This is a genomic window from Cardinium endosymbiont cEper1 of Encarsia pergandiella, assembly GCF_000304455.1.
GTDB lineage: Bacteria > Bacteroidota > Bacteroidia > Cytophagales > Amoebophilaceae > Cardinium.
Genome location: NC_018605.1, coordinates 114,434 through 129,620 on the forward strand (window position 1 = coordinate 114,434; position 15,187 = coordinate 129,620).

The 15,187-nt window shown below is 36.3% G+C and carries 8 protein-coding genes; 2 read left to right on the plus strand and 6 right to left on the minus strand.

The features are described from left to right. Positions 1–24: 24 nt before the first annotated feature. From AL022_RS00515 to dapF, 6 genes are all read right to left on the minus strand, one after another. The gene (locus AL022_RS00515; RefSeq protein ID WP_014934267.1) at positions 25–888 is read right to left on the minus strand and encodes a sigma-70 family RNA polymerase sigma factor; all 864 of its coding nucleotides are present in this window, start codon (positions 886–888) and stop codon (positions 25–27) included. A 45-nt stretch (positions 889–933) separates the two neighbouring features. Beyond that, positions 934–3,087 (minus strand): polyribonucleotide nucleotidyltransferase, encoded by a 2,154-nt coding sequence (pnp, locus tag AL022_RS00520; RefSeq protein ID WP_014934268.1) that lies wholly within the window; start codon positions 3,085–3,087, stop codon positions 934–936. Between the two features lie 171 nt (positions 3,088–3,258). Continuing rightward, positions 3,259–3,585: a 30S ribosomal protein S15 gene (gene rpsO / locus AL022_RS00525; protein WP_014934269.1), complete on the minus strand. Its 327-nt coding sequence runs from the start codon at positions 3,583–3,585 to the stop codon at positions 3,259–3,261. Positions 3,586–3,723: 138 nt separating this feature from the next. Then, entirely contained in the window at positions 3,724–5,064 is a 1,341-nt protein-coding gene (gene ffh / locus AL022_RS00530) for a signal recognition particle protein (protein ID WP_014934270.1), read from the minus strand. Positions 5,065–5,070: 6 nt separating this feature from the next. Next, positions 5,071–6,309, minus strand: a complete 1,239-nt coding sequence (locus AL022_RS00535) for a M16 family metallopeptidase (protein WP_014934271.1) — start codon at positions 6,307–6,309, stop codon at positions 5,071–5,073. A gap of 32 nt (positions 6,310–6,341) precedes the next feature. Further along, on the minus strand, positions 6,342–7,160 hold the full coding sequence (dapF, locus tag AL022_RS00540) for a diaminopimelate epimerase (protein ID WP_014934272.1): 819 nt from the start codon (positions 7,158–7,160) through the stop codon (positions 6,342–6,344). Between the two features lie 753 nt (positions 7,161–7,913). Here dapF and AL022_RS00545 point away from each other — a divergent pair. Next, positions 7,914–9,872, plus strand: a complete 1,959-nt coding sequence (locus AL022_RS00545; RefSeq protein WP_158309901.1) for an HD domain-containing protein — start codon at positions 7,914–7,916, stop codon at positions 9,870–9,872. Positions 9,873–9,957: 85 nt separating this feature from the next. Continuing rightward, positions 9,958–15,066 (plus strand): contractile injection system tape measure protein, encoded by a 5,109-nt coding sequence (locus tag AL022_RS00550; protein WP_014934274.1) that lies wholly within the window; start codon positions 9,958–9,960, stop codon positions 15,064–15,066. Positions 15,067–15,187: the final 121 nt, after the last annotated feature.

Here is a 15,187-nt window from a genome sequence, read left to right on the forward strand (position 1 = left end):
ATAGATTAAACAATATTTACGCCATCATCCTAGGTAGCACTTGAGTGTTTCACTACTAACTGCAGCCTTTAGCTTTTTAATACCTTTTTCTTTTACTTGGCGTACACGCTCTCGGGTTAGGCCAAAGCGAGCGCCTATTTCTTCTAGGGTCAGTATTTCTGTATTGTTTAGACCAAAATAATAGCAGAGTACATCACGTTCTCTAGGCGTAAGTACAGCCAATGAACGTTGGATTTCTTTACACAAAGAATCATTGATTAATTCACTATCTGGCTTTTTTTCTACATCGCTTTCCAATACATCTAATAAGCTGTTTTCTTCACCCTGTAGAAAGGGGGCATCTACAGAAATATGCCTTCCTGCAACTTTTAAAGCACCACGGACTTCTTCTGGATCAATTTCTAAAAATTCAGCCAATTCCTCAACCGTTGGTTCTCTTTCATACTTTTGCTCCAATCGAGAAAAAGTTCTAGAAATTTTACTAAGTGAGCTAATCCGATTCAATGGCAAACGTACAATTCTAGCCTGTTCAGCTAGTGCTTGCAATATAGATTGTCTAATCCACCAAACGGCATAAGAGATAAACTTAAATCCTCTCTTTTCGTCAAAACGCTGAGCAGATTTAATTAAACCAAGATTACCTTCATTAATCAAATCACTCAAAGATAATCCTTGATTTTGATACTGCTTAGCGACAGAAACTACAAATCGAAGATTGGCCTTAGTCAGTCTTTCAAAAGCTTCCCTATCCCCCATTCTAATTTTCTTGGAAAGCTCAACCTCTTCATCAGCACTAAGTAATGGAACCCTACCAATTTCCTGAAGGTATTTATCTAAGGACTGGCTTTCACGATTTGTAATTTGCTTACTTATCTTTAGTTGTCTCATAGTTTACTAAATTAAATAAATGTAAAATTATATTAATGCCATCTACTACCCACCAGCTGCTATCGCATCAGGAGAGAGCAATACCTTACGTGACAATCTATATTTGCCTGTTTTAGGATCTAGCCCAATAAGTTTTACCTGTAGCTCTTCTCCGATTTCTAATACTTTTTCTAAATTTTCAATGCGTTCTAATCGAACTTCTGAAACATGTAAAAATCCATCTTTCCCAGGCATAAATTCTACAAATGCACCGTAGTTTAGCACAGACTTAACCTTACCCACATATACTTCACCAATAGAGGGCTTAGCGGTAATTGTTTTTATTTTACCAACCGCGTTTTGCAACATTTCTTGATTTGTAGCAAATATAGTAACAATTCCTTTATAGCCTTTTTCAACAATATCTATATTGGTATAAGTCTCTTTTTGAATTTCTTGTATGACCTTTCCTCCTGGTCCAATGATGGCACCAATCATCTCTTTTTCAATTTCTATAGTAACAATTTTAGGAGCATGTGGCTTGCTGTTTGGACGCGCTATGGCTATGGTTTCTTCCATTTTTTGCAGGATATACAACCTACCTTCTTTAGCTTGATGGAGCGCTTTTTCTAGCATTTCATATGAAATACCAGCGACTTTTATATCCATTTGGCATGCTGTAATCCCTTGTTGGGTACCTGCTACCTTAAAATCCATATCACCAACGCTATCTTCATCTCCTAGAATATCAGATAAAACAGCAAAACGTCCTGTAGTGGGATCTGTAATCATTCCCATGGCAATCCCTGCAACAGCTGCTTTAGTAGGAATCCCTGCATCCATTAGGGCCAATGAACCGGCACAAACGGTAGCCATAGAAGAAGAGCCATTTGATTCAAGAATATCTGATACCACACGTATAGTATACAAGTTTTCTTTATCAGGAGGTAAAACGGCTTTTAATGCACGCATGGCTAAATTTCCATGGCCTATTTCTCGACGAGAAGGCCCTCTATTCGGCTTAACTTCTCCAGTAGAGAAGCCAGGGAAATTATAATGAAGCATAAAACGATTATAGCCATCTTCCATAGCTCTGTCAATGATTTGCTCATCAAACTTGCTGCCAAGCGTAACGGTAGTCAGGGATTGTGTTTCACCTCTTGTAAAGAGGGCAGAACCATGTGCAGATGGCAAGTAATCTATTTCAGATTCGATCGATCTAATTTGATCCAATCGGCGGCCATCTAAACGTATGCTTTCATTTAAAATAAGTGCTCGAATAGCGTGATTTTGGAGTTCAAGTAGAAAGTCTTTTTGCTGATCAACAGAGGTTTCCTGACCATTTTGGTCCTGCATCAGTGCGGAACTGTAACGATGTGTTACCGCCATAAAAGCCTCTTTACGCAAAGTTTTGGAAGGGATATGTTGTTTGGCAACAGCATACATATCAGCATAAATGGCTTCACGTAACGCAGGTTCACAAACTAGGGTAGTAGGTAGATCGCTGGCCGTATCGGTCTTTTTTTCGATACCAACAGCTGCCATAAGCTCCCGCTGCACTTGACAATGTAGCTTAATGGCATCATGGGCGAAACGCATGGCTGCTATCATATCTGCTTCTTGCACTTCATCCATTTCTCCCTCTACCATAAGTATACTATCATCAGTAGCAGCCACCATAAGGTTCATATCCGCTTTTTCAAGTAAACTAGGTGGTGGATTGATTAAAAAAATACCATCTACACGGGCCACACGTACCTCTGAAATAGGCCCATTGAATGGAATAGAAGAAACAGATAAAGCAGAAGAAGCTGCTAAAGCAGCAAGTGCATCTGGTAAAATAGTTTCATCCGCAGATATTAAGGATATATTTACTTGAATTTCACTGTTAATTTTTTTTGAAAAAAGAGGACGAATGGCACGATCGACCAACCTAGCAATTAAAATTTCATGATCTCCTAGCCTACCTTCCCGTTTTAGAAAGCCTCCAGGTATTTTACCAGAAGCAGCAAATTTTTCCTGGTAATCTACAGAAAGAGGTAAAAAATTATAAGCCTCTTCTTCTGCAGCTGCTTTAGCTACCACAGTAGCTAAAATCAACGCATTACCCATTCGGACCACAACAGAACCGTTGGACTGCATGGCTAATTTTCCCGTTTCTATAGTAATCACCCGATTATCTGGCAATTTGATTGTTTTTGAAATTAATTTTCTGAGCATATAGGTACAATGGAGTGATGATATACAACGGCATCAAATGGATTAGAACACAGGAAAAATATACCACAAAGCTTTTTCTTCAGAATTTTATGAGTAAAAATGTAAATAGAAGCAGCTTTAAAAAAAGCAAATACTATATCTAAACTATATCTGAAAATAGTAGAAAAACAACTACTTTCTTAAGCCAAGGCTGTTAATAATAGCTCTATAGCGGCTTAGGTCTTCTTTTTTAAGATAGGCTAATAATCTTTTTCGCTTACCTACTAACTTCAAAAGACCTAACTTTGCAGCATGATCTTTCTTTTTAACACTTAGATGATCTGTTAAGTGTTTGATTCTATATGTAAATAGTGCAATCTGTGATTCTGAAGAACCACTGTCTTGTTCAGATTTTTTAAATCCAAAGGTTCTAAAAAGATCGCCTTTGCCTGAGTTGTCGAAGGTAAAAGTTTTTAAAATATCTTCTTTGTTTTCTTTATTTTGGTTGGTTAATTTCATAATATTATTGCAATAAATTTAAAGTTAGCCTAACTAAAGTAAATTTAGTTATAAAGTCGTTCATTGGCAAATTTAAACTGGATGTATATCCATTACTGTATGGACTAGTTCTTTCAAAACAAGATAGAAAAATAAGCTTTATAATGAGCCTCTTTTTTTAAGCAAGGATGGCCAGCTACCCAATAAATTGGATCCTTTTGTATGTACTTTTTTCATCATTTTACAGATCATATCAAACTGTTTAAGTAATTGATTAACCTCTTGGATTGTTTTTCCGCTACCACGTGCAATACGTTCACGACGACTTTGATCAATAATATGGGGATTTCTTCTTTCTTTAACAGTCATAGAGGCTATGATTACCTTACAATTTTTAAATAGATCATCCTCTAAAGGTAGAGCTGGCACCGCTTTTCCTAGACCAGGTAACATGGCAACCATTTCTTTGATACTTCCTATTTTTTCAATTTTTTGAATTTGTTTATCTAAATCTTCTAAATTAAACTGATTGGTTTTTATCTTTTGTTGCAAACTACGCTGTTGTGTTTCATTATACACTGCTTCTGCACGTTCTACAAAGGAGATCACATCACCCATGCCCAGAATACGACTGGCCATACGATCTGGATGAAAAAGATCTAAGTCTTGCATTTTTTCACCTGTACTGATAAACTTAATAGGTTTATGTACTACACTACGAATAGATAGTGCAGCACCTCCACGGGCATCTCCATCTAATTTGGTGAGTACTACTCCATCAAAATTAAGTTTTTCATTAAAAACTTGTGCAGTGGTAACAGCGTCTTGACCGGCCATAGCGTCTACTACAAAAAGTGTCTCAGAAGGGGTCAAGCGTTCTTTAAGCATACAGATCTCTTGCATCATTTCTTCATCAGTAGTCAAGCGACCTGCGGTATCTACAATCACTAGATCAAGTGCTTTACTTTTGGCTTCTTTAATAGCATTTTGGGCAACCGTATAGGGGTTTCGTTCTAATGGCTCTGTATAAACGCTTATATTAAGTTGTACACCTAATGTTTTAAGTTGGTCAACTGCTGCCGGTCTATAGAGATCGCAAGCTACTAAGAGGGGGTTTTTATTTTTTTTTTGGTAGTAATATCCCAACTTACCTACCAAAGTTGTTTTGCCGGCTCCTTGCAGTCCGGCTACAAGTATAACAGCTGGATGGCCCGTGAGGCGAACTTCAGTATGTATACCTCCCATTAAATCTGTTAAAGCATCTTGGACCAGTTTTGTAAAGAGCTGACCTGGTGAAACAGATGTAATGACATTGGTTCCAATTGCTTTTTGCTTAATAGCATCTGTGACTTGCTTGGCTACTTTGTAATGCACATCTGCTTGAACCAAGCTTCTACGGATTTCTTTTATAGTAGCAGCAATGTTTATTTCTGTAATACGACCTTGTCCTTTTAAGGACTTAATCGCCTTTTCTAGATTTGCACTAAGACTCTGAAACATATTATTTTAGAATTGGGTCATGGTTTGGTAGTGGAGCGTAGTACAATTTTGCTCTTGTAAAATCGTTTCAGCAATTGCTTGAATGGTTTCTAAGTCAACCTGTTGAATATAATCAATATGGCTGTTTACTAGGTTGGTATCACCTTGTAAAGTAGCTATGGCTAATTCCTGTGCACGATCTACTAGATTTACTTGACCAAAAACGAGCTGTGCCTCTATCTGATTTTTTGCTTTTTCTAATGCAACAGGGGTAATAGCTTTGATTTGATTGAATAGGGATACTAAAGCACTTTCTGCTTCTTCGAATGCAACTTTTGGGACCAAGCTTCCGCTAATGACAAATAGACCAGGGTCTAATGACTCAGTCATATAGGCATTTATTCTGGTGTAAAGGGGTTGTTTTTCTACTAGATTATCATATAGTAAAGCAGACTTTCCTTCACTAAGTAGATTGCATAACACGGTTGCTGCATAGTAACCAGCCATACCTTTTGCTGGCATATGGTAGGCTTTATACAAAACAGGAAAGGGAACATCACCCTGCACTACCTTTCGTCTAGATTGTACTTGATCTGGTTCTTGGGGCAACAATCTATGATAAGAAGGGCCAGCAGGAATGGGTTCAAACCATTTTTTGCATAAAGCTGCTACTTGTTGTTGGGTCACTTTTCCTGCAACTACTAAAATAGCGTTATTGGGTCTATAAAATTTGTAAAAAAAGGTTTTAACGTCCTCCATAGTCGCATTTTCTATGTGGCTTAATGACTGGCCAATAGTAGGCCATTTATAGGGATGTGTTGTATAGGCCATGTTGGTCAAATGGTGCCATGCATCACCATAGGGTTGGTTTAGATAACGCTCTTTAAACTCTTCTACTACTACTTTTCGTTGTACCTCGAGTGACTTTTCATTAAATGCGAGTCCAAGCATTCGATCAGATTCAAGCCAAAAAGCTGTTTCTAAGTTAACAGCAGGTAGCGCGCAATAATAATTGGTTACATCTGTGGTTGTGTATGCATTGTTGTCACCGCCTACTTGCTGCAAGGGGGTATCATATGCAGGAATGTTAGAAGATCCACCGAACATTAGATGTTCAAATAAATGGGCAAAACCTGTTTTTAAAGGATATTCATCTCGAGACCCTACATCATACATAAGATTCATTACTGCAATATGCGTAGTTGCATCTTCATGCACAATAACCCGTAAGCCATTGGATAAAGTAAATTTTTGAAAATGAATCATTTTATTTATGGGATCAAATAAACATGAAATAACTATAGTGGATTATAGGCGATAATAGGTGGTAGGCTAGTTGGATGAACTGTTCCACAAAAAGATTGATAAACAGGCCCAACCAAATGAATATCGATAAAACGACCATCTGATAGGCGTGTAAAGGTTACTTGCAGTTTACCACCTTTAGTGCTTACCTTTACAGGGCTATTTAAGCCATAATAGGCACTGGCAACCAATGCACTAGCAACAGCTCCTGTACCACACGACAATGGTTCTGAGTCTAATCCACATTCACATGTTCGAATTTGTATCGCATCTGGTTCAATCAATTGCGCAAAATTGATATTAATGCCCTCTTTTTCAAACGGGTACATGTTCCGTTTTGGAAAACCAATTACTTCCATAAGGATTAGATCAATCGCATCCACCATTTCTACATAATGGCGCGTCCCATTGTTTAAAAAATAACCGCTAGCTAGTGGCTGAATCGACGTTACATCTTGTAAGGTTAAGTCAACCAGTTCATTACGTATACAACCTATGTGTGCACCATCTATAGCATTAAAATAGGCTTTTTGATCTATAATGCCTAACATTTGTGCATAGTGAAGCGCTGACCGACTGCCATTGCCACACAGCCCATCACCTTGACTGCCATCTGCATTGTAGTGTAGCAGCGCAAAATCATAACCTGCTTTTTTTTCAATGGAAATAATACCATCTGCACCAATACCAAATTGCCGATGACACAGTTGCTTGGTTAAAACAGGACTATATGTATAATGTTGATCTTGAAAATTATCAATGATGATAAAATCATTTCCGGCAGCTTGGTACTTAGCAAAGTTAAGTTGCATGAAACTATTAAAATAAATTAAAAATTAGCATATAAAACGTTTCCTACGGTATAAAAATATCCTTATACCCTTGTGCCTATTGTTATAGGCTGAATAGCTTGATATACAAATTAAGAAGTAAAAACATTACAATCTACAAATAATTTTTTAGAAGTTTTAGGGAATGATATTTGAAAAGATAGTAAAATGTATAACCATTTATTTTTTAAGTAAAAAAATAGAGTGGACATCGTAACCATGTTTGTTGGTCCTATAAAGTTTTATTGTATAGCAAGTGTAATAAATTTTTACTGACGACGTACGTTATGGACCAGATTATTTTTTGATTTAAAAATCAATTATAAAAAATTAATAAAATTTATTTTATATAGTTGTATAAAAAATATCTGTAGATAAATTATTCTGGTCATCAGATTCTGATGTCAAGAAATTACTTGATACAAACAAGTAATTTTTACTAAAAAAATACCAGTAAAATACAATATTAAAAAAGCTGAAAATCAAGTAGATAAATCCATAATTAACGTTGATAGTCAAATAATATATTATATTGCTGCATATTTGCCAGATGAGTAGATATAAATGTATTATTGGCTTTGATTGTATATATAATATATTTATAATGGTGGGTTTCTATAGATGTCTCATGTAACTTTTATTATTTTTTTAATGTTGCCATTCCAACTTTTGCTACTCATATTCATAATCGGCTCTTTTTGCTTACTCGATGCTTCTTATCTGAAAAAGAAGTTGATGAAACTAGAACCATGTAATACTGTTATAGGCTATACTGGCTGCTATGTTATAATCACTACTGCGATATTAAGTTACGTAGGGCAATGTCTTGTTTACTGGTATATACTGCAAATTGCAGCAGGTATTTGGCTGATAGGTTATTCGGTTGTTTCGCATAACCGAGTCCCATCTTGGCAAATCAGTCGATCTTGGCTGATTGGTGCAATGTTTTGTCTGCCCATAAATGTACTTTGGCATTGGTGGCATGTGACTGACTATTTATTTTTATTAAAGTTATCTCTAGCACATTTGTCTGTAGCTTTATTTGTATTTCCTTTGTCTTTAGGAATGATTGTTCTAGCGGTTACATTTTCAGCCATTGTTTATGTGTCGTGTTATGTTGAAAATTTGATCGAGTTAACGGATGATATAGTGGTTCTATTCGGGTTTAGCACACTGGTTTTTACTATGATCATTTATTGTAAAGTCCAAATAGCTGATTATACCGCACATAAACGCTACTTAAAAGATAAAAAAAAGATAGAAAGAGAGAAAAATTATACATTAAAACTAAAACAAACGATCCATAATTTGCACATCCGTGCTAAGAAACCTTATTCAAAAAGAGATAGCAATTTTTTAGATAAAATAGTAAAAATAGTGATGGAGTCTCCTTTATTTTTAGAAGATGACACCCTGTATAAGGAAGATTTTAACATTATTGTAAATAAATTTTTCACTTGGTCTATATTCTTAAAAGAGCATACTAAATCTAAGTTTCATCTACGATTATTACCGACTGAAATTAGGCTAAAGGAATTGATTCAGGAATTGGAAACTGGATTAAATGATTCTGTGGAATCTGCACCACAGTTAAGTATAGTGCAAGGAGATGTTGATATGACTACTAAGATTGTATGTGATGTCAACCAGATAATCCATTTATTGGTAGCTGTTATTTTACGTATTACGCACCTAGAACAAAGTGCATCTATACGTATTCAACTACATACCACTCGATTAAAATACCAGAAATATAACCCTATTAAAAAACAAAAACCTCCAGAAATAGTCTTTCCAGCTATAGCCTTAGTAGTGAACAGTGGCAATATACCTCTATCCAAATTTGCTTCCATTAAGAGCTATTATCAGGATATCACCGAAGGGATAGAACTAATAGGAGCCCTTAACCAGTCAAGTTCAGAACAAATCAATATACAAAAAGAGCCAATAGAACGAAACATTCGTGCCCATTATGGTTATTTACAATTTTCTCCTTCTAAACAAAAAACTATTCTACTGGTATTGCCTTGTAATGTAAAGGTTGTTCAGGATGCAATGCTTACCAATTTGGCTCCTTCCAATAGTTATGTAAATAAAAGTGAAATTAATACTTCTATGGAAGTATTAATGAAATTCAATGACTATGCTTGCAAGATGTGTAATATCCGTATAGGTGTCATGGATGAAATATTTCTACTGCTAAGGCGTTGTTATGCTTTTAGAAGACATGCATCAGGAAAATTGTTCTATGTCCGTGCAATAGGGATTGCACGTTTGGTAACAGATTGGGTAAATTATGCGCCTGAACCAATCTATGCTGCTTTGTTATATGATTTAGTTGTTTATACCGATCTGCCTATTTCTTATATTAAGGCTAATTATAGCCTAGCTATTTTTTCTTTTGTCCAATCTATTATTTCCATACAGAACCGGAAAGATCTAGAGCCATCTGGGCTCTCTATAGATAATCAACGTAAAAAAATAGTTAACCAAGATCAGCTTTTTATACTTTGCATTAAACTAGCTGAGCGACTTTATGATTTACGACAAGCCTATGGTTATACCCATAAAGTTCATGTATCCAATATGGCGAAAGAGACCCTTACAGTAGATGTTTGTTTGGCCAAAAAATATCTGGATAATGACATAGTAGAAGCGTTGCAAAGAGCAGCGCAAGACGCATTAAGGATTTAAGATTTGATGGATAAAAATAGGAAACTAAATTTATAAAAGTTTGTCTGGTTTTTTCAGGCCAGTATAATATCTAACTTAATTGGTTATGTCTAGAAAAACCCATCATGTTATTCTACGTAGTCGGATCGAGATTACGCTTGATGAGCATAGTAAAAATATACGCCAACATACCCTTGATCAAGTGGTCCATAGGCATATTATGCCTATATTATCAAAATTATTTTCTCAATATGTTCCGAATGATGCAATTATTCATTTAGATAAGCTTGTAATAGATGTAGGTGATTTAAATCTATCTACCCTTGACAAACAACTACCTTATCAGGTGGAACAGATCTTAATGCTTAAGTTAAAAGAAAAGATTGGTAAGGTACTACATAATCCTACTACAGACCAAATAATCCCACTACCTAATGCAAAAATGCAGGCAATAGCACACTATCTATCAGAAGGTAACTTCGCCTGGTGGATGGCCGAGCGTTCTGAAAAACAAATTGAAAAAACATATTTGGAATTGCTCCACCATGCCCCCTTGCTCATAGCACAACTTTGGTCTAATTTAACGAAAAAAGAAAAAGCTGTTCAACGTTGTATGGCACTTTTTTCCCAAACTACTGTGGCCGATACGCTTGCTTATTTATTAAAGCAGCCTATACCGTACTTTACACCTATATTAGCCGAAGTAGGACTACTGTTGCACCAAACGGGGATTTTGACCAATAGACCATATACGCTACAACAGCAACTGCATGGAATGGCTCTACTAGCAATTATTAACCAGCAAAAGTATAAAGTAGACCGAATGTATTTTTTGCAAATACTCCTCCAACAAGCAGCTATTCAAACTTCTACCAGCTATGAAAAAATTCTAGAAAAATTACACGCTTGTTATGAACAAAATGACAAAAAATCTTCATATAACCCAACTATTAAAGCATTGCTGTTTCAGTTACGAGACATGGTTGCAACGCCACCGAAATACTGGTATCAATATCATAACAATCAGCAAAAAGTACTAAAAGAATTGGATAAAATAGGGAATCATACTATGGCTCCCTATCAACTATCCGCGGCTATTGGTACCATTAAGGCAGTAATAGATCAATCGGGTATACGTTCTTTGGTAAAAAGCTGGCTTAAAGAAAAGAAAAACAGGGAAAAATTGATCAAACGCTTACCTGATGGATTATTTGTTGGATTCTTAGAATCTATAAATCCTTATGTAACACTTGATTTTGGTCAGATCGCAACGGCTACTACCTCTACAATCGTGCCTATTGGCACGATTAAAGCCAATGCTTTAGCCTATTGTGCCTTTGAACATTTTAATGATGTTAAAACCCAGGAAAAGGTATTAAAAGTATTAGAAAAAATAAGTAGCCCTACCATGCCCCCTTACGAACTATCCTCGGCTATTGATAAGATTAAGGCAGCAATAGACCAGCCTGGTGTACGTTCTTTAGTAAAGCGTTGGCTTAAAAAGAAGCAGAATAGGACAAATTTGATTAAACGTCTACCTGATGGACTATTTATTAGATTCTTGGAATCTATAGATCCTTATATCGTAACGCTATGCGCTGATTTTAGCGAGATCATGACAGCTATTACTGCCACTACCGCATCTACTTACGCCGTTAAAGCCAATACTTTATCCTATTGTGCCTTTGAACATCCTAAAGCAGTTTATCTTAAAGCGATTCAATCGTTATTTAGGCAATATATTTCGAATAATCTTATCAACAACCAACGTTTGTCGATATTGTGCACGACGCATACCTATCATCCAGCAGTAGCAGCTATAATGGAACCATTGGTATCCATAGCACAAGCCTCCGTTGTATCAGATGGTCGAAAAATAACCATGTATTCAGATGGCAGAGATACCAAGCCTCAACTGGCCTCTACCGAGCCAGCTTACTTAAATAGAGCTGAAATTTCAGAAGGTGGATCATCTAATCTCTTAAAAGCGTTAGAAAGGATCATCCATCCTACTATAGCAGCCGATGAACGATCCGGAGCTATTGGTGAAATTAAGGTAGCAATAGACCAACCTGGTGTACGTTCTTTAGTAAAAAGCTGGCTTAAACAAAAAGAAAACAGGAAAAAACTGATTAAACGCTTACCTGATGCACTGTTTATTAAATTTTTACAATCTATAGATCCTTATATAGTAACGCTATACGCTGATTTTGCAGCGCTTGCAACAGCTACTGCTGCTACTATCGCACCTATCTGCGCTGTTAAAGGGAATAGTTTGGCCTATTGTGCCTTTGAACATTCTAAAATAGCCTATCTTAAAGCAATGCAATCGTTATTTAGGCAATATATTTCGAATGGCCTCATCAACAAGCAACAGCTATCCATACTGTGTACCAGGCATACCTACCATCCAGCAATAGGAGTCATCATGGGACCTTTGGTATCTATGTCACAAACGTCCATTCTATCAAATGGTCTAATAAGGGTGGACCAGGATAATAGCCTACATACGGATCGGAAACTGATTAACTACTTAAATAGGGATTCTATTTCGGGCTTAGAAAGTAACTTATCTGATGTAGTAGATTTCTTGCTTTATAATGCATTGCCGAAAGATCAGTTGGTACCAGCTTATGTAATAGCCAAACGATTGGGAGATGCAACATGCCAACAAATACGAGATCAACTTACATCTTTATGCCAAGAAGCAACTATCTTAAGAAAGTTAATACAACATGCGACAGCACCAATATTAAACAAACTGTTACAGACCTTTATACCTTTTTCCGACCAGCTGTTAGACAGACTAGAGGAGGTCATTACCCAATCAAAAGTACTGCAATCGACAGAACAGCTGACCAATATCCGGTTAATAAAAGAAATTTTTATTAAAGCAGCGATTATTCATATACCACCTACTACTGAAAAACAATATATAGAACGGATATTATGCCATCTTGGCATACAAACTTCGTGTAGTCCAACTATCTTATGTGATCAGTTGATTGATGCTGCCAAACAGACAACGGATTACCATCTAGCAGAGGCCTTTTCTTTACTCAAAAAAAATCTAGCACCCCTGAACCTAAATAAGATAGATGAAGTAGACCTTATGTTTCTATTTACACATGAAACATTTTCTTTAGACCAAACCTTGCTTCCGCTGTATTATAGTAAGCTGCTGCCAGCTATTAAACACAGAGTCCGAGGGTCTGATGGAGCTGATGTATCCCAATCGATAATTGACCAACTGGTTGCGCAACACTTGTCAACTATTGATAAGCGATTACAGGCAATCATTGGCACAGCGCTCTACAAACAAATTACCGATTCCTTACAAGGCAAGCAACAACGCATTGCAAAAAGATGGACCCTTTTTCTACATACCGGTCAACTAGAACAATATACAGATGTTACCGCTTTATTGAATGATGTGATAGATCATTTGCCTACTTTTTCCTTAGCACAAGATAAAATACATGTACGACGACGCCTTATTGCAAATTTTACGTCTAGCCAACTTATATTATTGGTTCGAAACCATAATGATATAGGGAAAGGATTGGCAAACTTTATACAAGGAAGCTACCAATTATGGTGTGCTACAGAAGGCTCACTAGATCAACAAAATATTACTAGAGGCCTATTTTGGGATAGTGTATTGAAAACACTACCTGAAACATTAATCGCCAAAGAAGATTGGCTTGCAGCACTCATTACCGAATGGAGTAATGTTTTACAAATCACACCCACTACACTACTGGAAACTTTTCAAATCTTTATTCAGGATACCAAAGGGATACCAGAAGTAGAAAAATTAACCACTTCATTACATAGGCTAGAAGAAAAATATCGAAAAGGGATTCAACAACAAGCCATACAACGTGGCTACAAAACGCCTATTTTAACCAAACTGTATCTATTGCTCAATGGAAGCTTATCTTTTTTTTCCCAACAGTACCCTCTAGCCATGGCTACATTGGGTAATGAACTGATGCAATCCATGGTGGACCAACCATTGGCTTTATCAAAACTATTAAAAGAGCAGGACAACCATGAATTGACAGCCAGACGTATGGTATATTACTTTAGCGAAGAAATTACTACAAAGATGATAGCCTGTTTGGCAAAAGAAAAATCTCTATTTATAATACACTACCTTGATCTATTAAGCAATTCATTGCCATACACTATTATACCAGATGACCATCTATCTAGATGGAAAAAAGAACTCTGTATTTCTATTATGCATTATTTAATGACAAAAAGTCAAATGGAAGAAATGGAGTTTGTACAGCGTACATTACTGACTATCTGTTATCCCAAAGAAACGGTTTATCAAGTTATTACTTCAATCGTAGCGAACGAAGGTACCAATCCTCAAAAAAATAAAATCATAAACTTACTCAAGCCACTGATCAAGCAGATGAATCAAAATAGGATTGACGCATCAATGGTAGTAAATCATCCATTAGAGCAGTTACCAGCAAGCCTAGAAAAAAAAATAGCTAAAAAAAATAGTCTAGCAACAGAAGAGGTACGGGTCTATACCAAAAATACTGGATTGGTTTTTCTATGGCCTTTTTTCTATGATTTTTTTAAGGTCCATAACCTAATGATACGCAATGAATTTGTTTGTGAACAAGCAGCCCATAATGCAGTTTATCTGTTGCAATACTTAGTTACAGGAAAGCTAAAGAGTCCAGAATGGCAACTTACGCTTCCCAAGCTACTTTGTGGATTAGCTTATGATACAGTATTGCTACCCTATAGCCCTATAGATGCAAACGATGATGGCTATGGTCAGCCGCAAACAGAAATGATAGCTCATCTAGAAAAGAAACCCTTACAGGGCAGTACAAAAAACATAGCCGTCAAGAGCTTAATAGCTGCTGACGCATTGGAACCTATAGCCATCCATACCGAACTACTTATTAAAAAAGTAATAAAACGATGGAAAAGCTTAAAAAAACTTAAAGACACCATGCTATATCAAGATGTTACGCTCGAAAATATCTTGAACCATTACTTCCTAAACAGAATAGGCATTTTGACTGGACAGCAGGTTGATAATGGATCAGAAAGCAGGTTTTGGCATCTCACGATGATGCATCAGGACTATGATACAGTGGCGTTACTACCTTCTTGGTCTATGACTCGCCTGAAGCTACCTTGGATGCAAGAAGCCATTGTTTTGTTTTGGATGGTTGAGTAGTACAAAGATCCATGTAGTGATCTTGTAAAGATATACTGCTGATTAAAAATGTATTTTACATTTGTAATTATTAAAATAAGTTATGAACTTATCAATCTATAAACCATATTAATTGATCTTG